Genomic DNA, 18,694 nt, shown 5'->3' with positions numbered 1-18,694 from the left:
GCCGTTTCAATATTATAACAAAAGCGCAAAAAAAAAGCTAAAGCATTCGCTTTAGCTGTAGGAAGGGCGCTGATCGGCTGGAGATCCTTGCTGAGGGGCCGTGCCTGCCCCGTGAAAGCCTGTTGGCGCCTGATTCGTCATTGCATTCGGTGAATAACCGCCGTAACCGCCCTGGTTATAGCTCGTCTGAGCATACGGTTGCTGAGCAGGTGCAGGAGCTTGAGCATATGGCTGCGGAGCAGGCGCTTGAGCATACGGCTGCCGATAAGAAGCTTGTGCCGGCGGCGCTGAGGCTGTCTGCTGCTTCACCAGCGTTTCCTGGGCAATCTGTATAGCCCGCTTGACCATATTCCCGGCATCCTTGGTTCGAATGCCCTCCCAGCCTTCACGCTGCACCACCTCGTAGAACCCGAGATCTTTGGCGAGCTCGTTTTTGAAACTCTCGGACATAACACTTCTTCTGCGACTCATACTGCGAACCTCCTTTGGCTTGGTTAGCATAAAGTAACGTTAGTATGCACAAGGGGTCTTCGGTCCATTCAATGCAAAAAACAGACCCTCAGGTCTGCTCATTATAGAAACGGTTGTTTAATGTTGGATATAGGTAATTCGCACCTGGCCGTCGTCATTGCACACCGTCACTTCAACAGATTCGGTAAGAATGTCGGCGTAGCTGTAGGATACTCGTTTAAAGGCGTGTGATTCTTGGTCCAGCTTCACAATAAACACAGAAGGGTAGGTTTCTTCTAAAACACCGGAACGCTCGACTGTCTTTCGACGGCCACCATTCGCTCTCAACATGATCTTCTGCCCGACGTGGGGCTCCAAACTGCGTTTGATTTCCAACAGCGCATTTTTTGCCATTGTCAACTACCACCTCTTTCCTAAGTAATTATAACCCATTCTGACAGGCATGTCAAATGAGGTCAAATATTATATCAGCACCTCAATCCAGTTGTCAACGGCATTTTCGCCTAATTCTCGAATTGCCCATTGTACAGGTTGTCTCCAAAGTTCGCAAATTATTCACACTTTTCCAATAAAAAAAGACACTCCCCCGCCAACTCCGCCAAGGAGCCGGCCATTAGGAAAGTGTCATTATATGAGTAAGCACCGTTCACGTATGCTCTTCGGTATGTTGAATGCCAGGAACCCCCATCCGGTAGCTCCCTCTCGTCTCTACGCCTCCCAGTCCGTCCAGACCCGTTACCGTTAAGTCCATAATGTCCAGCATGGATATGGTGTCCTTCACTGACGTATAAGACAGCTTCGCGGCAATACAGAGCGGATCCAGGGCGTGTATGAGGATACGGGCCGGCGAGCTAGCGAAATTCGCCCCCGCGCGCAGCAGCGCCTCGAAATGCGACTGACAGGCACCGGCCACGATAATCATCGAATCCCGATTGCGTTCATACTGCCGGGCCACATGGACCGCGTTGACGAAGTTCTGCGAGTTCTTATAGCTGGCCAAACCGCTCGGACCGGCCGCTTTGCGATGCTTCAGAATGCCGTCATGCCCGGTAATGACCACAATGTCCGGCTTGATTTGCGGAAGCAGCCGGTGAAGTGCGTCAGCCATTTGGGATTCGGGAATATAATAGCCTTCTGCCGGTACCCGCAGCTCTCCGTAAAGCTGCATGCTTTTGCGCAGATAGGTCGGGTCTCCGTCCAAGTGCAGCACCTTGCCGGGCACTTCGAAATACCCCATGCCAGGCTTCTGGTTATGCGTCACGGAATGATGATTCTTCTCCTGCAGCTGCATCTGGGATACTGCGAGTCTCCGCAGCGATTCTCGGAACTCCGGCGAACTCGACCGGGGATGATCCAGATCCGCCGAATCGGCTGGGTTCCTCAACGTTAAATCCACTAAGGGCGCATCTGCAAGCAATCTATAATCGACACCGCGCAGGATAGCCTTCAGTTGTTCAATGCGTTCAATCTTAAACATGACGTCGCCGCCATAGGATTTACGGGTTACAAAATCTCCTTGCCTCATCGCACCAATCCCCTCCTAGGGTTATCCTATGGCGGGACTGGGCATTTGGTGCGGGTTTATTTGCAGCCGTGCGCGCGCAGCGCCGTCGACAGACGCGCGAACTCTGCCATGCTGAGCGTTTCGCCGCGGCGCGAAGGCTCGATCTCACAGCCGTGCAGCAGCGCTTCCAGCTCGGCCTTGTTGTCTTTGGTAAAGAACCGCGCAGCCAGGTTATTGTACAGCGTTTTGCGCCGCTGCACGAAGGAGGCCTGGACCACGGCGAAGAAGAAGTCCACGTCCGCCACCTCGACCGGCGGCGCTTGGCGCACGCGCAGCCGGATGACGGCGGAATCGACGTTCGGCTGCGGCACGAAGACGGTGCGCGGCACGATCGTGACGAGCTCCGGCTCGCAGTAGAACTGAACGGCAATGCTGAGGCTGCCGTAATCTTTGGTGCCGGGGCGGGCGGCCATGCGATCCGCCACTTCTTTCTGAATCATCACGACAATATTCTCCAGAGGGAGCTTCTCTTCGAGAAGCTTCATGATAATCGGCGTCGTGATGTAGTAGGGCAGATTGGCGACGACACTGACGCCATCCACGCCCGCGAAGTGCTGCCGGAACAGCTCCGGCAGGTCGGTCTTCAAGATGTCGCTATGGACGACGGTGGCATGCGGGTACGGTTCCAGCGTCTCGCCTAGAATAGGCAGCAGACGCTGGTCGATCTCCACGGCCAAGACGCGCCCTGCGAGCTTGGCCAGCTGCTGGGTGAGCGCCCCGATGCCGGGGCCGATCTCCAACGCGCCTTTATTCGGCCCGAGCTCGGCGGCCGAGATGATCTTGCTCAGGATGTTCTGGTCGATCAGGAAGTTCTGACCCAGACTCTTCTTGAGCACGAGATTATGCTTCTTGATAATTTGCTTCGTCTTGCTGGGTGTTGCCACGTCCTCTGCTGTTACATTCACGGGATTGCCGGGTATATTCATCCTATAGACCTCATTTATCTATATATTCGTCGTTTCCAGATGCTCCAGAGCCGCCTCGAATTCCTCACGCGAAATCTGGAACATCGCACATCGTTTATAAAATTGCTTGCCATTGCAGTAGCCGATGCCAAGCGCGTTCCCTACAACGAGCCGGCGTGACGCAGCCTCGGGATGGACGATCAGCCCTGCCTTCACGAGATCCTCCATGGTTAGCTGCGAGACAGCCCCTTCGTACTCCGTCCGAAGGTTCTGCAGCGCCTGCCGGATCGTCTCCGGCGATGCATTCTCCACGCCGATGTCGCCCTTGTACTCCGCCTGCTCCTGCGTGATGAAGGCATGCTTGCAGCCCGGCACCTTGGCGGCGACAATCTTGCGGATCCGCTCGCCGGCGTGATCGGGATCCGTGAAAATAATAACGCCTCTGCGCTGCTGCGCTAGCGCAATGCGTTTCAAGACGGCTTGCCCGATGGCGGAGCCGCCGGTTTCTATCGTATCCGCCTCGACAGCTCGGCGGATCGCGGCCGTGTCATCCTTGCCTTCGACGACAATGACTTCTTTGATCATAAATCGATTCCCTTTCCGTACCCCAGATACGGCCATTGCAAGCCTAATATATATAATATCTTATCTACGCAGAAAAAGAAGAGGGGACCCCTCTTCTTTCGCCCAGACTGCCAGCCTGGCCACGTATATATGACATTCTTCCCGCTATAACAGACGTTTACACTTAGTTTTCAGACGGTTTTTTTGGTCCTACGACATATACGGTGTACCCTTGTTTCGTTCCGAATTTATTGGCATAGTTATGGTCTTCGAAGTATACGTCAATCATTTGGCCTTTCACACCGCTGCCGATATCTTCGGCACGACGGAAGCCCACACCCTCAATGTAAACCCACCATCCGAGCGGGATCACCTTGGGATCAACTGCAATCGTTCTGCCTTCAGTAACCGTAGTTCCTGTGTATGTCTTACCGTACCCAGGAGTTCCTTCCGCTTTGCCTGTCGAATCAACCCCTGCCGAATAGGCGGTCAGCTTCACATTTTTCAGAATTTGCTTATAGCCGAATGTAACACCATTTTTAGAAACTTCATCCACACTTGGAGATGAGGCCGATAGAACAACAACGGGATTTTTCGTGCCGACGGACACGACTTTATTGACGCTTTCTTGCTTCACTTCTTGGCTTACAACGGCTTCCGCAACGAGTACACCGTCTTCATACGTTTTCTCTTTCTTTTTCAGCAGAACGCCCTCTTTGCCTTCTTGAACAACTTGCTCTTTGCCTTTAAGCATCGATGCATCGTTCTTCTTCTCGGTATCGAATGCAATCGCTTCGGTCACTTCCTCCGTCTCTTTCTTTACGCGGACGATCTTGATCTCATCGCCGGCGTTCAGAGCGGCTGTCGGTTCAGGAGTTAATTTATCTTGCTCCCCAAGTGCAATATGTAAACGTTGCAATGCACTTTCGACCGTTCTTGCAGTTGTGTAAACAGTGGTGGTCTTTCCATCAGCAGTCAATTGAATTGGGGAAGCGTGTTCGATGACGAATTTATCTCCGCCCTTGATCGTAGTCGAAGGCTCTGCAGATATTTCATCGTGTTCACCAATCGTTATGGCTTGTTCATCCAGTAGGCGTTGCAGGACCCATTGCTTCGTGTGCACAACGGTTTCTTGTCCATTCACAACCACGGATACGCTCTTGGTAGCCGTACCGTACAACAACACCAAAAACATGAAAGTCATTGCGATTGAGATAAGAGCCAAACTCAAAATCAAACGCAAGTTTTCATGCTTCCATCGCAATGCGAAGGACATGCTGGATGATCGTTTTACATGGGTCTCGCTTAAAGAGATACTGCCCACTTCTTCGGTCCTCCTTCAAAGCCTCGCCGCCAGGTTACAGCATGATTAGATTTGACGCGACTAAGGTTTAAATTTAACTTAACGTGTTCATCACCGCCAGCCCGCTGAATATAGAGCTGCGAATCGGCGATTCACCCCGATTGCCGGTTCATCCTCCTCTGAGTTCCGGTACGCGAATCGTCGTCCGGATCGGATAGGTCCTTACAGGAAATAAAAAGCCAGCAAGAAGAGGACTCTTCTCGCTGGCTTAGTTTGCATAGTTAAATACACAAAATAGCACGCACGACAATCGTTACCTCTCTTACGCTTACGAGGTTAGCTGACGGATTCGGACGTGAGAGTCGCCCTACTCGGATGTCAACTTACGTTTAACACCCAAGATTCACCCCTGTTACACACTCTGTTCGCTTGATCAGCTTATGCGCTAATCCGGCTTACAGTGGTTCCCCCGTTCCCATAATTGGAACTCAGCGAATGGAAAAATGGCAAATTGGTTATTAAGTTATTATGAAAAGTATATTACGCTGTTAATCTCTGGCTGTAAAGGGATTGACACCTATTAAAAAGGGCTAAATCGATTAAAATTCGCTTGTTTGTGAAATAAAACCACTTTTTATCTACCTTTTTCTCACTATAACGTACGAATACTAGGTTTTTTCGTGTTTTCACTACGAAACTAGGCTTAGAAACTAAATTTGTTTATAATGTTCGTGAAAGAAATACGTTCCGAAATACCAATAATTTGCTATTCAGGGAGGCTATGAGATGGGGCCCATTCTAGAAGTAAACGCTTTATATGGGGGATATTTGCCAAATAAACCTGTACTTCATGACCTCACATTTTCGATTCGACAAGGCGAAATGATGGGATTGATCGGATTGAATGGAGCAGGTAAAAGCACAACAATCAAAAATATCCTCGGCCTGCTTCAACCGCAAAAGGGATCGATCAAAATCAACGGCCTGACGCTGGCGGAGAACCCGCTGCCTTATCGCGCAACTTACGCATACGTGCCGGAAAGTCCGGAGCTGTATGAAGAATTGACGATCCGCGAGCACCTCGAGCTCACCGCTAGGGCTTACGGATTAAACGAAGCGGATTACTTGTCGCGCTCGCAGAAGCTTCTGGAGCAATTTCAGATGCAGGACAAGCTGAACGCCTTCGCCAGCCACTTGTCCAAAGGAATGAAACAGAAGGTCATGATCATGAATGCCTTCCTTATCGAGCCTTCCTTGTACATTATCGACGAACCGTTCCTCGGCCTCGATCCTTTGGCGATCCGCTCTTTATTGGAGCTTATGGTGCAGATGAAACGCCGAGGCGCAAGTTTCCTGATTTCGTCACACATTTTGTCTACAATTGAGAAATATTGCGATAACTATGTCGTTCTGCACAAAGGGCATATGGTCGCACAGGGAGATTTAGTCGAATTGCGTCAGCAAACCGGGCTCCAGCAAGCGTCACTGGACGACATCTTCTATAAACTGGTCAAAGGGGAGTCCTTATGAATGCCATGGACCTAGACACCCGCACCCTGTGGCAGCGCAGATTCGAACATTATATGAAGGAATCCATGGGCTATCTGCAGTATGCGGCACGCAGCAATTTTTTCGGCCTGCTGTTATTTCTTGTCATCGTTTCTTCCTATTATTATGCAAAAATATTACAGCGTCTTCCGACAGATTATCCCTATCTTTGGGTCGTCCTCCTGCTGCTTGTCCCCCTGCTGGCATCAAGCCCGATTCGCACGTTGGTCAGGGGCGCCGACCGGATGTTCCTGCTTCCCGCCGAGCATCGAATGGGCCCTTACTTCCGCAGCAGCTTCATGTACAGTCTGGCTCTGCAGGCTTTCTGGACATTCATTGCCTGGGTCGTCCTATGGCCGCTGTACCACCATTGTCTCGGGTCTTCCGAACAGCACTTTCTCGTCATGCTGGTTCTTCTACTATTAATAAAGGTAGCCAATTTATTGGCAAGCTGGCAGGAGAGCCGGTTCACGAGCGAGCGGGCTAGACGGCTTTCGGCAGGCTTTCGCTGGATCGCTACGGCAGGCCTCGTATCCCTGCAATTCCTGGGCAGCGTATTCTGGGCAAGCGCAGCCGCTCTTCTGCTGACGCTCGCTTGGCTGACCGCCGCGCATTACGTCACCAAATTTGTCATCGGCTGGGATTACCTCATTACAAGGGAAAAGCAGCAGCAGGCACGGCTTTACGCCTTCTTCAACTGGTTCGTTGACGTGCCTCAGCTGGGAACGCGAATAACCCGCCGAAGCTGGATCAGCGGGGTGACGAGATTTATTCCTTTTAAACAGGATGCAACCTATCTCTACATATATATGAAAACTTTACTGCGTACCGAGCTGTTCTCCATCGTGCTGCGGGTTTCCTTGCTGGGAGCACTCGCCATCGCCGTCTCGAGCAGCCCTGCGGCGAGAACGCTTATCTTCTTGATCGCCTTACTTGTCTCGATGATCCAGCTGACACCCTTGGAGCGAGCGCACCGCTACACCTTCTGGATGGAGATGTATCCGCTGGACCGCCGGCTGAAAGCAGGCTCTGTGGCCTTCATCATCTGGGCCGTCCTGCTCTTGGAGCTGTGCATCCTCTCGGTGCCTCTGCTCATCCGCTCCACACCGATTTATTACACAGTTCCGCTTCTAGGGCTCGCTCTCATCTCGCTGGGCTGCGGCGTCATCCTTCGGCGCAAATTCGCGAAGAACGCATCACTTGAGTCCTAGCAAACGAATAGCGTTGTTTGTCGTAATTTCTGCAATCTCTTCCAGCGTAAGCCCCCGTATTTCCGCGGCTGTCTCAGCGACCAGTCGAACATAAGCCGATTCATTGCGCTTGCCGCGGAAAGGATGCGGAGTCAGGTACGGGGCATCCGTCTCGATTAACAACCGGTCCAACGGAACCTGAGCCAAGACTTCTTTGGGCTGTTTGGCATTCTTGAACGTTACCGGACCCCCGAAGGAAATATGGAAATTCATGTCGAGACATTGCTTCGCCGTCTCCCAGCTGCCCGAGAAGCAGTGCATAATGCCCCCGACCTCGGACGCTTTCTCCTCCTTCAATATGGTCAGAATATCATGATGGGCGTCCCGGTTATGAATGACGATAGGCATCCGCAGCTTCCGCGCAAGTGCGATCTGCTCCCGGAAGACACGCTGCTGTACGTCCCTCGGCGACTTATCCCAGTGATAGTCCAGCCCGATCTCCCCGATAGCGACCACCTTCTCATGCGCGCATAGCGATTCAATCCATTCCAAATCGCCGGGCATCATATCGATAGCATCCACAGGGTGCCATCCCACTGTCGTATAGATGAAATCATATTTCTCCGCAAGTTCGATGGAACTGGGAATCGTCTCCCGGTTGAATCCGACATTCACCATCCGCGTAACACCGGCATCGCGCGCACGCTGAATGACCTCCTCCTGATCCACTTGAAACTGTTCTGCATTTAGATGTGTATGCGAATCCGTCAGCATGGTAACTGTAACTCTCCCTTATCTCTTATGTATACTTTCATAATTCAGCTATTTCCTAATCCCGCTCGCCGAGCAACTTCCATAAATCCGGGTAATCCCCCGGATTCAAGCGTTCGAGAAACTCCTCCGGATAGTAGACATGATGCTTGCCCATTTGGAAGCCGCTGATCGACTGCACAATCTCCGACCGATGCGTAATTTCCGTCAGCGTCTCCTTATGATCCAGCAACAGAATCGGCAAATTGTCCTCCGTCTCCCCGGGTCTGTACACATCATAGGACTGATTCGTCGGGAAATCAATTTCCATGTAGTAGATCGGATCGAAGCCGACCTCCTCCATCACTTGCTCCATAAGCGGAATAACGCGCTGATTGGACTCATCGAAGGTGCTGTATTTATACAGCTTCCGATCCAAGAACCGCTTGCACATATCGGCCAGTACAAGGTCCTTCTCGCTCATCCAGAACGTCAGCATCGACTGCATCACGGATTCATCCAACAGCAAATAATCGTCCAGCGAAATTTGGTTCTGAATGAGGTGCAGAATCGGGTCGGTCATGAAGCCGAACGTATAATAATCCTCGTATAAATGTTTGGCCCTGGCGAAAATTTTATGCAGCAAAATCTCCGCACTCCGTGTCACCGGATGGAAATAGACTTGCCAATACATTTGATAGCGGGACATCAAATAATCCTCAACGGCATGCATGCCGCTCTCCTTGACCACAATATGCCCCCGGTAAGGGCGAATGACACGAAGAATCCGCTCCAGATCGAACGTACCGTAGTTAACGCCGGTGAAATACGCATCCCTCAGGAGGTAGTCCATCCGATCGGCATCCAACTGAGAGGAGACTAGGGAAACGACGATTTCCTCGCTATAGGATTTGCAGATAACGCCAGCCACCTTTTTCGGAAAATCAGGCGAAACCCGGCTGAGTACCCTGTTGACCTCCGTATCGCCAAGCACGATTTTGCAGGACCAGTCTTCATGCCTCGTACCGAAAGCTTTCTCGATGGAATGGGAGAAGGGGCCATGGCCCAAATCGTGAAGCAGCGCCGCACACAGGCACAACAGCCGTTCTTCCTTCGGCCAGTCTTCATATTGATTGCGCTCGAACTGAGAAATGATTTTGCGCGTAACTTCATATACGCCGAGCGAATGCGAGAACCGGCTATGCTCTGCACCATGGAAAGTTAAATACGAGGTACCCAATTGCCGGATGCGGCGCAGTCGCTGAAACTCCCGCGTATTGATTAAATCCCAGATCGTATCATCCTGTACGTAAATATATTTATGAACCGGATCTTTAAACACTTTCTCTTCTTTCATCTGTCCACAACCTCTCTTCCTTCCATTCTACATACTTTCGACATTTCCATCCAACACTTCGACAAGGTATGTCGTATTTTGTCGAATTAGCAAATTCCAATTTTTCTTAGCCTCGACCTCTGCGTACCCATTGGCCAATTCATCCTTTTATCGCGGAATGGTAGTAATATATTATTTACAAACCCCTATTCTATAAGGTTTTTCGCTCTTTTTCATGCAAAACGGGTTTTTGAAAAAAAATGAATTTTATGCTTGAAAGAGCGAAAAACCAGTTGACTATTTTGGGAATGGTTGGTATCATAAGACAAGAAGATATGTCGAAACATGACGATATTGATAAAATTTTAATAAAATCGAAAGGGGTTTACATAGATGATGAAATCTACGGGTATTGTAAGAAAAGTTGACGAGTTGGGGCGCGTCGTAATTCCAATTGAATTGCGCCGTACGCTAGGTATTGGCGAGAAGGACGCTTTGGAAATTTATGTAGATGGCGAACGCATCATGCTTAAGAAATATGAGCCTGCCTGCATCTTCTGCGGGAATGCCGAAGGCGTTTCGTACTTTAAGGGAAAAATTGTTTGTCATATTTGTTTAGCAGAGATGCCAACACCTGTGACAAAATAAGAAAAATAGTATATAATAGAAGTAGCACTTATCCTATTGGTAATTCTAACCTTTTTCATATCTCCTCTAATCTCTAATCGTGTTGGCTCCGGCCACAGGTTAGAGATCTTTTTTTGTCCGGAACGCAGGGAACCTTGCTTGCGGTTCCCTCTCCCCAACCCCGATCGGCACCCTCGCCTTAACGATCAAGCAAAGCATTGTAGACGTCTCGCTTGGAAAGCCCGCGGTCGCTCGCCACCTGCTTCATGGCTTCCTTCCGGTCGCTGCCTTGCGCCTCATAATGCTCGACATGCTCGGCAAGCGTCTTCGCCTCCCACCAGCCGTCCGCGGCCTCCTTGGCCGCTTCGGCCGACGCGCCTTCGGCGATCAAGCAGTATTCGCCCTGCGGCGGATTCTGCTCCAGGAACGCCAGGCACTCTGCAATCGTGCCGCGCACGAACTCCTCGTACCGCTTCGTCAACTCGCGGGCCATACACACCCGGCGCTCCGGCCCCCACACTTCCGCCATGCGGGCAAGTGTCTTGTCGACGCGGTGCGGCGATTCATAGAACAGCAGCGTCTCCTGCGCATGCTGCAGCCCTTCCAGCACCTTCGTCTGCTCCTTTTTCTCCCGGGGGAGAAATCCAACGAAGGTGAAACGCTCTGTCGGCAAGCCTGATGCAATCAGCGCCGACAGGGCTGCATTCGCGCCGGGCACCGGTACCACCGGCGCGCCCTGCTCTATGGCCATCCTCACCAGGTCGTAGCCTGGATCGGAGATGGCCGGCAGACCCGCATCGCTGACCAGCGCGATGCTCTGCCCTTCAAGCAGCAAGCGGACGAGCTCCGGGCCGCTTGCCTGCTTGTTGTGTTCGTGATAGCTGACGAGTCGCGTGGCGACTTCGAAGTGCGTCAGCAGCTTGCGGGTTTGCCGCGTGTCCTCTGCGGCAATCAGGTTCACTTCCTTCAGGATGCGGATCGCCCGGAAGGTCATGTCTTCAAGGTTGCCGATCGGTGTGGCAACCAGATAGAGCGTACCTGCGGCGCTCCCGTCTTCGCGATAACTTTTCTGCACATGCAAGCTCAATGTCAGTTCCCTCTTCGCCTATAGTCTGTTCTACCTTTACGCTTCTGAAAACTCTAACGAGGCTCTGCCCCCGTAATAAATGTCTTTCAGTTCTTTGCAGTACTCCTGGTTCTCATCATAGACGATAAGTGGAGGCAGCGTACGGATTTCGGGCTTTCCATCCTTGATCGCCTCGATCAGCACCATCATCGCCTCTTCGCCGGCCCGGGCATGAACGTAGCGAATCCGCTTCGGCTCCAGGCGGTATTTCCTCATCAAGCATATGATGTCGACCACACGCGTAGCCCGATGCACCATCGCTGTCTTCCCGCCTGCTTTCACCAGCTTCGCACACGCAGCAACGACATCCTCCAGGTTGCAATGAATCTCATGCCGGGCTGCCGCAACATGCGCGTTCACGTTCTGTTCTCCGTTCGGTACAGGCAAATACGGCGGGTTCACCGTTACGGCATCGAACTGCCCGTGGCCCAAGGTGCCATGAATCGTTTTGAGGTCACCTTGTATCATATGCAGCCTGTCCCCCAAATCATTCAACACGGCATTGCGCACCGCCATATCGGCCAGCCGCTCCTGAATCTCAACGCCCCAGATCTCCGCGCGCGTTCGTGTGGATAAGAGCAGCGGTACGACCCCGTTGCCCGTACATAAGTCAATGACGCGGCCTTTCGGCGGCAAGCTGCAGAACCGTCCCAGCAGGACAGCATCCATCGAGAAGCTGAACACTTCGTCGCTTTGAATGATTTTCAAATCATAAGTCAGTAAATCGTCAATTCGCTCGGTTGGTCTGAGTGGCACCATTCGTCAATTTCATTCCTTTGCTAAGTCTTGCTGAGTTATGGAAAAAAACCGTAAGGCATACACCCCTACGGTCAATTGCTCTTATTTATTTAAAAAGGATAAGCAAAACAAACAATCTCCCTCAGTCCGAAGGTGACCATAGTACACATTGCAAATATGGAAGCCTTCATTGTACAAGCGGGTCAAATTATCATATCCGGCTCCCGGCATGGACACCGGTTCCTCCGCAACGCCGACAGGCTTCTCGACAACCGTTTCCTCTTGCCGGATCAGTTTGCGCAGCTGCTGATTCTCTATGCTTAGTCGCTTATTTTCTTCAATGAGTATAATGATTTGCTTCTTCAAGGCGCCTAGTTCCGCATAAGTGGCACCCATTCTTTCTTCGATTCCATCTATTTGTCCAAAAATATCCTGTTTATCCACGCTTTCACCTCTAGTGCCATGCATGCTTACTGGCCAGCGCCTCCTTGGATCCTACTGTCGCTATTCTTGTTCAACTACATCGTCGAAAGGTAAATCAAGTGTTTTGCCTAGTTCAAACAGCTGAACTTTGGCCGTACGCTCATTGATGTTTAATCCTAATACCTTACCGTTACCAAAAGAGGTGATTACATGCCTTCCGACGGTTGGCAATGAATCCTTCGCACTTTCATAATTGTCGTGCTCATACTTGAGACAGCACATCAACCTGCCGCATAAGCCGGAAATTTTCGTCGGATTGAGCGATAAATTCTGATCCTTGGCCATCTTGATCGATACCGGCTCAAAATCACCCAAGAACGACGAGCAGCATAAGATCCGGCCGCACGGGCCGATCCCGCCCAGCATCTTCGCTTCGTCCCGCACGCCAATTTGGCGCAGTTCGATCCGGGTCCGGAAAATACTCGCCAAATCCTTCACCAGCTCGCGGAAATCGACCCGCCCTTCAGCCGTGAAGTAAAAAATGATTTTATTGCGGTCAAAGGTATACTCTACGTCCACAAGTTTCATCTTAAGATTATGGTCTTTGATTTTGTCGTGGCACGTCTGGAAGGCATCTTTGGCTGCTTTTTTATTCTCTTCGACCAAATCAGCATCCGAATCATCCGCAATGCGAATGACCTTCTTGAGCGGCAGCACAACGTCGTTCTCTTTGACATTCTTCTTGCCTACGACCACTTTGCCGTATTCCACACCGCGAGCGGTTTCCACAATGACGGCACTTTCTTTCTCGATCGGCAAATCGATCGGATCGAAATAATATATTTTACCCGCTTTTTTGAAGCGGACGCCTACAACCGAATACATTTTACACCCCCTGCATCTCCACGAGCATTTTCTCTATAACCAGCTGAGAATTGGCATTGAAGCGCAGTCGCTTTTGCAAATCTACGGCTTGCTCCATCATACGCACCCAGACCGAAACGTCCCGGCTAAGCGCGAGGGAGCTCATCCAGTCCAGCTGGTCGTTATATACAAGCTTGTCCCTGCGCTCTAAACGCAGCTGCACCATATCTTTAAACCAGAGGATCAACAAGTCGAAAAGACTCGACATATGCTCCGCAAGCTCTGTTTTCACAATTCGTTGTTGAACCGTAATCATAGAAGTAGGAAACCGCGTGAGTGTCTCCTTCGCTAATTGTAACATTACGGTTCTCATTTCTGCAAACCAATTCGCACCGATCAGTTCCCTTGCAGCTTGCAATCCTGCGGTTAAATGCGCGGCGGGCTGTACAAGCGTTGAGGGATAGCCCTCCTCCAGGAGTGCCAGGATCATCTGTTCACGCGGCATAGGCGTGAATTGGATCCACTGCGCCCGCGATTGAATCGTCGGCAGCAGCGCGTTGCCATTCTCCGTAATCAGAATCGCAATGACTCGCGAAGTCGGCTCTTCCAAGAATTTCAGCAGACTGTTGGCAGCCTGCACCGTCATTTTATCCGCGTGATGCAACATATAGATTTTCGTGCCGGAAGCTGTTGCGCGATAAGCGAACTCCTTCTGCAGCTCACGGATTTGCTCGATCTTGATCGAAGCTCCCTCCGGACTAACGATATGCAAATCAGGATGATTCCCGTGCTCCACCTTGCGGCACTCCAGACATTCGCCGCAGGCATCATCCGTCCCGTGCTGACAATATATCGCTTTGGCCAAAGCGATCGCCATGGCTGAACGCCCTGTTCCCACAGGTCCGCTAAATATGTAGGCATGAGACAGCTTATCTTGTCGCAGCCCGTTCTGCAGAAGCTGCTTCGCCGCAGCTTGTCCCGGTATGGATTGGAAGGACATTCGTTCTGGCACCATCCTAGAATAACAAATTAATCAGCATCCCTCGGATTTCTCCGATTTTCTGCAAAATTTCAATGCGCCCCTGCTCGCTCTCCAGCAGCTCATCCGCCAAGGAGAGAAGCTCCAGGTCGATTTCTTCCAACAGCTTATATCGCTTCGAACGGCCGCGTCGGTCCCAGCCCTTCGTATCTCGTAAATTAACGCCGCGGCGAGCCGTTTCCTCCAGGAACTGTTTGATCAACAGCTTATACTGAAGCAGCTCTCTCACCGTCATCGCCCGCGACAGACGGTCTCCCTGCAGCGTAATTTGCTGCACCATTCTGGACAATTGCTCCTGCGTAAACTTCTCATCATGCTGCTGCATGATTTCAGAGAAATTCCGGGGGGCCATCTGTGGCGGCGGGACGTTCTCATTCACTTTGACGTTCTTACCGATGGGCTGCCACCCCGGATTAATTTTCACCGTACATCCATCCTCGTATAGATCTAATTTACAATGCGATCAGTAATGCTCGAAGCGTTCGACCGGCAGTACGAAAACCGCCGCTCCGCCCACTTGCACTTCCACCGGAAACGGAATGTAGGAATCCGTCGTTCCTCCCATCGGAGAAACCGGCGTAACGAGCTGCTCCCGAATCTTGCAATTGGCGCGAATGACTTGCATAACTTCCTGGACTCTCTCATCTTCCGTACCGATCATGAACGTTGTGTTCCCTGCGCGAAGGAATCCGCCTGTACTTGCCAATTTCGTCGCACGAAACCCTTCCTTGATCAAAGCATTGGAAAGACGGTTGCTATCTTTATCTTGCACTACGGCTACGACTAGTTTCATAGGGGTTGCCTCCTCTTATTATAAACTAAGAATGCATTTTCTGCTTTAGGGAGAAAAATGCTCCCTATGCAAAATGTTCCTCTAGCAGTCGGCTGCATTGAGTCCAAATGTCCTCCGCAATCTCCTCCACGCTGCGGTTCGCATCGATTACTCTTACGCGATCAGGATGATCGGCTGCAATCTGATGAAAGCCTTCCCTTACCCGGCTATGGTAATCGACATGCTTCTGCTCGATGCGGTCCAGCTGCTCGGCAGCGCCGCTCGCTCCTGCTGCTCTCTGATGCAATCTGGCCATGCTGACCTCTACAGGAACATCCAGAATGAAAGTGCGCGTCGCTTGCAGTCCGGAGCTGGCATAGCGCGAAATTGCCTTGACTTGCTCAACGTCAACGCCAAGCCCATATCCTTGATACGCAACACTTGCATCGATGAACCGGTCGCATAATACGATCCGTCCTGCTTCAAGCGCCGGTATAATCAATTGGTGAACATGCTGCGCTCTGGAAGCCGCATACAGCAGCACTTCCGCCTGATCCACCATCTCCTCGTTAACCGGATCCAGAATGATGCTGCGAATCTTGTCGCTGATCGCGGTTCCGCCCGGTTCTCGCGTAACGAGGACATCATGTCCTAATTTCCCCAGCTCCTCACCTAATTTCTTCAACTGCGTCGTTTTGCCTGAGCCGTCCGGCCCTTCAAACGTAATGAATATTCCGTTCACTCTTCCTCCTGCATGCTGCTTTACCAGTCGATATAAAATAGTTTATGTGTATATCTTCAACTTGTGTGTCTGACCGAATTCTGTACCTTGAAACTTGATTCCACTTGCTGCAAGCTGCTCCAGCGCTTGGACTATCGATTCTGTGATGATTTCGCCGGGGTAAAGATAAGGAACGCCTGGTGGATACGGGATGACCATATCCGCAGACTTCATGCCCACCGCATCCTGAATGCTTACCTTCCTCACCGCTTCCTCCCCTTGCTTCGCGCCTGATCTTTCTCTCAGATCAAAAGCCACCGGCGAAGAGATTCGTGTGTAGTAGGGTAATTTAAGTATATTCGAGATGGGCGCCTGAAGTTCCTTCTTTTGTTTCGGCGCGTCCAAACAAATGTTATTCAATGCATCTGCGACCCTTAACATCTCCGCACGGCTCGTAGCCGGCGTGAATACGAGCAGCACATGGCGGGCATCCGTCATTTCTATGTAAACGCCTTGCTCCTCCAACCGCTCCTTGAGCTCTGTCGGAGTCAGCCTATTCGTTGCATCATATAGGGCGACCTTGAACGGGTCCGACGTCTCGCGGCCTTCTTCACTCACGTCTGTTGGTTGAACCGCCGGGAATTCCTTCGGGAAATAGTGAAACCTGCTTATTCCATCCAGCAAGGATCTGAATTCTGTCACGACGGCAATCCCTGCTGCCATCCATGCCTGACCTTCCGTATGCATCCTCTTTCTGGCCAAATCCAAAGAGGCCATTATCGGATACGAAGGACTCGAGCTCTGCAGCATCCCGAGCAGCCACCGGATGGCGCCGCGGTCGATGAGCGGACCTTGCAGATGGAGCATAGCGCCCATTGTCATGGCTGTCAGCATCTTATGCGTGGATTGCACAACCGCGTCCGCACCTTGCGAGAGAGCGGAGGCCGGAACCTGCGGATGAAAGCCATAATGTGCCCCATGCGCTTCATCCACAAGCAGCACCTTCCCATGGGCATGCATCAGCTCGGCGAAAGGCGTCAATTCCGTGCCGATACCGTAATAATTCGGATTGGTGAGGAAGAGCCCTTTGGCCTCGGGATACTGCTCCAGTGCTTGTCTCACATCCTCTATGCGTACACTGGCCGCTATCCCTGTTTCCGAATCGATGGCCGGGGCAATGAACACTGCTCTTGCTCCAGCTAACATAAGTCCATGCAGGACTGATTTATGAACGTTCCTTTGTACGAGCAATATATCGTTTCTTTCACAAACGGCTGAAATCATCGCCAAGTTCCCGACTGTACTGCCCCCAATGAGAAAATGCGTCTCCTCCGCTCCGAAACAGTCCGCGGCCAGCTGCTCCGCCTCCAGAATCACACCCTCGGCGTGGTGCAAATCGTCCAGACCTGTTATTTCGGTGAAATCGACCGACATCACTTGTTGCAAATAATCAGCCCCCTCGCTCAGCAGGCCTTGGCCTGACTTATGTCCGGGGACATGGAGGCTTACCGGGTTCCGTGCTTGATGATCGACCATCGCTTGAAACAGCGGTGCCCGGTGCCGGCTGTCCTGGTGATTGCTTTGAGAATTGCTATCCATTCGCTAGAGGCTCCTTGAACTTTCTACTTAGTACCCTTATAGTAGTGGATTGAAGCCAAAAAAACAAAAAAGCTTCCGAACAGAAGCTTCTCCCATTAATTCATATAATGCTGTTTAGAATTCCCTGTATAAAATGCTTTTTTCATCTGCTTCACGAAGAACGGGTATTTCTGATCGCTCACATTGGTTCTCACAATTTCACCGCTGCATTCATCGCAAATGAAAGCTGTAATAATATGAATGCCGCCAATACGCTGCTGCTCACAGATCATACATATCCCAATTCGGTTCTCCTCCATATGAATCACCCCATGTTCTTTTACTATTAGTATATCCGGCTCGCGATTCTCCCAAACTAGCTAAACGCTCATATTTTGGAAGGAATGTGCCGATATACCCTAATATAAGATTAACCGGCTTACGGAGGTCAGCATCCATGTCCACGAAACAAGAAGCAACTCTCTCCAAGCAATCTACGATTTATAGCTATACTTTAGTTAAACGAATTTATCATTCCCTGTATAAAAAGATCTTATATCTTCTAGTTTTAGCGCTAGCACTCTTCTTCAAATTCGACCCCGAGAACTGGCTCCCTCTCTTGCTGGGCTACCCGATTCTACTTGTGTTTCATACGCTGCTCGTGCGCGTCTATTTTCAATACACCATCGGGATGGCTATGCGAGGGTGGACTTATCGCTGGGGCGTCTTCTGGTGCGGATCGCTGCCAGAGGGACATGCTTCCGTGAAGCTCGTTAATCGCATCCAGCTCCACTTGTTCTGGATCGGACTTTCCATGATCATGCTGCTCTATCCATGGATTCCTCATCCTTGGCTCCTCTACCTCGTGATTTTCCACTTGTGGATGCTCATGCCGCGGCTATGGATGCTTTTTCGTTTCCGTCCATACCGGAAGAGCGGTTTGATCAAAATTACGGAAAAAGAGACCTCTTGCTACCTGCAATAACAGGCGGTAAAGGGTCTCTTTGACATGCAGCCGCTTTGCCGGCAGTTGCGTACATACAAAAAAACCTTCCTGAGATTTCTCTCAGAAAGGCTTTTTCTCGTGCTTGGCAACGTTCTACTCTCCCAGAACCCTGCGGTTCAAGTACCATCGACGCTGGAGGGCTTAACGGTCGTGTTCGAGATGGGAACGC

At 51.1% G+C, this 18,694-nt stretch carries 21 protein-coding genes, 1 rRNA gene, 1 pseudogene and 1 riboswitch; of the genes and pseudogenes, 4 read left to right on the top strand and 19 right to left on the bottom strand.

The genetic code is table 11. The features are described 5' to 3' along the window. Positions 1–300: 300 nt before the first annotated feature. From J2X61_RS34180 to J2X61_RS34155, 6 genes and pseudogenes are all read right to left on the bottom strand, one after another. Positions 301–471 (bottom strand): annotated as a pseudogene (locus tag J2X61_RS34180) (small, acid-soluble spore protein, alpha/beta type); the annotation flags it as partial. Between the two features lie 117 nt (positions 472–588). After that, the gene (veg, locus tag J2X61_RS34175) at positions 589–864 is read right to left on the bottom strand and encodes a biofilm formation stimulator Veg (RefSeq protein WP_028557365.1); all 276 of its coding nucleotides are present in this window, start codon (positions 862–864) and stop codon (positions 589–591) included. A gap of 253 nt (positions 865–1,117) precedes the next feature. After that, positions 1,118–1,996 (bottom strand): sporulation peptidase YabG, encoded by an 879-nt coding sequence (gene yabG / locus J2X61_RS34170; protein WP_274473186.1) that lies wholly within the window; start codon positions 1,994–1,996, stop codon positions 1,118–1,120. Positions 1,997–2,052: 56 nt separating this feature from the next. Then, positions 2,053–2,961 carry a 16S rRNA (adenine(1518)-N(6)/adenine(1519)-N(6))-dimethyltransferase RsmA gene (rsmA, locus tag J2X61_RS34165; RefSeq protein ID WP_274473185.1) on the bottom strand — a complete coding sequence of 303 codons (909 nt, stop codon included), beginning with the start codon at positions 2,959–2,961 and terminating at the stop codon, positions 2,053–2,055. A gap of 18 nt (positions 2,962–2,979) precedes the next feature. Further along, entirely contained in the window at positions 2,980–3,525 is a 546-nt protein-coding gene (gene rnmV / locus J2X61_RS34160) for a ribonuclease M5 (protein WP_310194735.1), read from the bottom strand. A 163-nt stretch (positions 3,526–3,688) separates the two neighbouring features. Beyond that, a complete protein-coding gene (locus J2X61_RS34155) occupies positions 3,689–4,780 on the bottom strand; it encodes a resuscitation-promoting factor (protein ID WP_310194816.1) in 1,092 nt (363 codons plus the stop codon). A 337-nt stretch (positions 4,781–5,117) separates the two neighbouring features. Next, positions 5,118–5,311: riboswitch (cyclic di-AMP (ydaO/yuaA leader) on the bottom strand. Between the two features lie 282 nt (positions 5,312–5,593). Between J2X61_RS34155 and J2X61_RS34150 the strand changes: the two genes are divergently transcribed. Further along, the gene (locus tag J2X61_RS34150; RefSeq protein ID WP_274473178.1) at positions 5,594–6,337 is read left to right on the top strand and encodes an ABC transporter ATP-binding protein; all 744 of its coding nucleotides are present in this window, start codon (positions 5,594–5,596) and stop codon (positions 6,335–6,337) included. Beyond that, entirely contained in the window at positions 6,334–7,566 is a 1,233-nt protein-coding gene (locus J2X61_RS34145) for an ABC transporter permease (RefSeq protein ID WP_274473177.1), read from the top strand. Before J2X61_RS34150 ends, J2X61_RS34145 begins: the two co-directional genes overlap by 4 nt. Here J2X61_RS34145 and J2X61_RS34140 read toward each other — a convergent pair. Together J2X61_RS34140 and J2X61_RS34135 are read right to left on the bottom strand one after the other, a co-directional pair. Continuing rightward, positions 7,552–8,319, bottom strand: coding sequence for a TatD family hydrolase (locus J2X61_RS34140; RefSeq protein WP_310194731.1), 768 nt, complete (start codon positions 8,317–8,319; stop codon positions 7,552–7,554). The genes J2X61_RS34145 and J2X61_RS34140 overlap by 15 nt on opposite strands. 55 nt (positions 8,320–8,374) lie before the next feature. Further along, positions 8,375–9,652, bottom strand: a complete 1,278-nt coding sequence (locus J2X61_RS34135; protein ID WP_310194728.1) for an HD domain-containing protein — start codon at positions 9,650–9,652, stop codon at positions 8,375–8,377. A gap of 372 nt (positions 9,653–10,024) precedes the next feature. On the opposite strand from J2X61_RS34135, the gene J2X61_RS34130 reads away from it, so the two are divergent. Continuing rightward, on the top strand, positions 10,025–10,279 hold the full coding sequence (locus tag J2X61_RS34130; RefSeq protein WP_127457122.1) for an AbrB/MazE/SpoVT family DNA-binding domain-containing protein: 255 nt from the start codon (positions 10,025–10,027) through the stop codon (positions 10,277–10,279). Between the two features lie 178 nt (positions 10,280–10,457). On the opposite strand, the gene rsmI is transcribed toward J2X61_RS34130, so the two are convergent. The 10 genes from rsmI to J2X61_RS34080 form a co-directional block, all read right to left on the bottom strand. Next, on the bottom strand, positions 10,458–11,345 hold the full coding sequence (gene rsmI, locus J2X61_RS34125) for a 16S rRNA (cytidine(1402)-2'-O)-methyltransferase (RefSeq protein WP_274473174.1): 888 nt from the start codon (positions 11,343–11,345) through the stop codon (positions 10,458–10,460). Between the two features lie 36 nt (positions 11,346–11,381). Next, positions 11,382–12,143, bottom strand: a complete 762-nt coding sequence (locus tag J2X61_RS34120; RefSeq protein WP_274473172.1) for a tRNA1(Val) (adenine(37)-N6)-methyltransferase — start codon at positions 12,141–12,143, stop codon at positions 11,382–11,384. 81 nt (positions 12,144–12,224) lie between these two features. Continuing rightward, the gene (yabA, locus tag J2X61_RS34115; protein ID WP_274473170.1) at positions 12,225–12,566 is read right to left on the bottom strand and encodes a DNA replication initiation control protein YabA; all 342 of its coding nucleotides are present in this window, start codon (positions 12,564–12,566) and stop codon (positions 12,225–12,227) included. A gap of 60 nt (positions 12,567–12,626) precedes the next feature. Continuing rightward, positions 12,627–13,430, bottom strand: a complete 804-nt coding sequence (locus J2X61_RS34110) for a PSP1 domain-containing protein (protein WP_274473169.1) — start codon at positions 13,428–13,430, stop codon at positions 12,627–12,629. 1 nt (position 13,431) lies between these two features. Beyond that, positions 13,432–14,409: a DNA polymerase III subunit delta' gene (gene holB, locus J2X61_RS34105; protein WP_274473168.1), complete on the bottom strand. Its 978-nt coding sequence runs from the start codon at positions 14,407–14,409 to the stop codon at positions 13,432–13,434. Between the two features lie 16 nt (positions 14,410–14,425). Beyond that, positions 14,426–14,872: a YaaR family protein gene (locus J2X61_RS34100; protein ID WP_274473167.1), complete on the bottom strand. Its 447-nt coding sequence runs from the start codon at positions 14,870–14,872 to the stop codon at positions 14,426–14,428. A 39-nt stretch (positions 14,873–14,911) separates the two neighbouring features. After that, complete coding sequence (locus tag J2X61_RS34095) at positions 14,912–15,241, bottom strand: cyclic-di-AMP receptor (RefSeq protein WP_079417169.1); 330 nt, start codon at positions 15,239–15,241, stop codon at positions 14,912–14,914. A gap of 64 nt (positions 15,242–15,305) precedes the next feature. Next, entirely contained in the window at positions 15,306–15,962 is a 657-nt protein-coding gene (gene tmk, locus J2X61_RS34090; RefSeq protein WP_310194722.1) for a dTMP kinase, read from the bottom strand. Positions 15,963–16,004: 42 nt separating this feature from the next. Then, complete coding sequence (locus J2X61_RS34085; RefSeq protein WP_310194719.1) at positions 16,005–17,540, bottom strand: aminotransferase class I/II-fold pyridoxal phosphate-dependent enzyme; 1,536 nt, start codon at positions 17,538–17,540, stop codon at positions 16,005–16,007. A gap of 95 nt (positions 17,541–17,635) precedes the next feature. Continuing rightward, entirely contained in the window at positions 17,636–17,839 is a 204-nt protein-coding gene (locus J2X61_RS34080; protein ID WP_274473163.1) for a sigma factor G inhibitor Gin, read from the bottom strand. Between the two features lie 137 nt (positions 17,840–17,976). Here J2X61_RS34080 and J2X61_RS34075 point away from each other — a divergent pair, with 137 nt between their 5' ends. Beyond that, on the top strand, positions 17,977–18,504 hold the full coding sequence (locus tag J2X61_RS34075) for a hypothetical protein (protein ID WP_274473162.1): 528 nt from the start codon (positions 17,977–17,979) through the stop codon (positions 18,502–18,504). A 101-nt stretch (positions 18,505–18,605) separates the two neighbouring features. On the opposite strand, the gene rrf is transcribed toward J2X61_RS34075, so the two are convergent. Then, positions 18,606–18,694: ribosomal RNA gene (gene rrf, locus J2X61_RS34070) — 5S ribosomal RNA — on the bottom strand; the annotation flags it as partial.

The organism is Bacillus sp. 3255 (assembly GCF_031456485.1).
Lineage (GTDB): Bacteria > Bacillota > Bacilli > Paenibacillales > NBRC-103111 > Paenibacillus_E.
This window is presented reverse-complemented; position numbering and strand designations above follow the sequence as displayed.

Excerpts from the sequence above, each read along its gene's own strand:
- veg (WP_028557365.1), bottom strand. The coding sequence starts at position 864 with ATGGCAAAAAATGCGCTGTTGGAAATCAAACGCAGTTTGGAGCCCCAC.
- yabG (WP_274473186.1), bottom strand. The coding sequence starts at position 1,996 with ATGAGGCAAGGAGATTTTGTAACCCGTAAATCCTATGGCGGCGACGTC.
- rsmA (WP_274473185.1), bottom strand. The coding sequence starts at position 2,961 with ATGAATATACCCGGCAATCCCGTGAATGTAACAGCAGAGGACGTGGCA.
- rnmV (WP_310194735.1), bottom strand. The coding sequence starts at position 3,525 with ATGATCAAAGAAGTCATTGTCGTCGAAGGCAAGGATGACACGGCCGCG.
- J2X61_RS34155 (WP_310194816.1), bottom strand. The coding sequence starts at position 4,780 with ATGTCCTTCGCATTGCGATGGAAGCATGAAAACTTGCGTTTGATTTTG.
- J2X61_RS34150 (WP_274473178.1), top strand. The coding sequence starts at position 5,594 with ATGGGGCCCATTCTAGAAGTAAACGCTTTATATGGGGGATATTTGCCA.
- J2X61_RS34145 (WP_274473177.1), top strand. The coding sequence starts at position 6,334 with ATGAATGCCATGGACCTAGACACCCGCACCCTGTGGCAGCGCAGATTC.
- J2X61_RS34140 (WP_310194731.1), bottom strand. The coding sequence starts at position 8,319 with ATGCTGACGGATTCGCATACACATCTAAATGCAGAACAGTTTCAAGTG.
- J2X61_RS34135 (WP_310194728.1), bottom strand. The coding sequence starts at position 9,652 with ATGAAAGAAGAGAAAGTGTTTAAAGATCCGGTTCATAAATATATTTAC.
- J2X61_RS34130 (WP_127457122.1), top strand. The coding sequence starts at position 10,025 with ATGATGAAATCTACGGGTATTGTAAGAAAAGTTGACGAGTTGGGGCGC.
- J2X61_RS34120 (WP_274473172.1), bottom strand. The coding sequence starts at position 12,143 with ATGGTGCCACTCAGACCAACCGAGCGAATTGACGATTTACTGACTTAT.
- J2X61_RS34110 (WP_274473169.1), bottom strand. The coding sequence starts at position 13,430 with ATGTATTCGGTTGTAGGCGTCCGCTTCAAAAAAGCGGGTAAAATATAT.
- holB (WP_274473168.1), bottom strand. The coding sequence starts at position 14,409 with ATGTCCTTCCAATCCATACCGGGACAAGCTGCGGCGAAGCAGCTTCTG.
- J2X61_RS34095 (WP_079417169.1), bottom strand. The coding sequence starts at position 15,241 with ATGAAACTAGTCGTAGCCGTAGTGCAAGATAAAGATAGCAACCGTCTT.
- J2X61_RS34085 (WP_310194719.1), bottom strand. The coding sequence starts at position 17,540 with ATGGATAGCAATTCTCAAAGCAATCACCAGGACAGCCGGCACCGGGCA.
- J2X61_RS34080 (WP_274473163.1), bottom strand. The coding sequence starts at position 17,839 with ATGGAGGAGAACCGAATTGGGATATGTATGATCTGTGAGCAGCAGCGT.
- J2X61_RS34075 (WP_274473162.1), top strand. The coding sequence starts at position 17,977 with ATGTCCACGAAACAAGAAGCAACTCTCTCCAAGCAATCTACGATTTAT.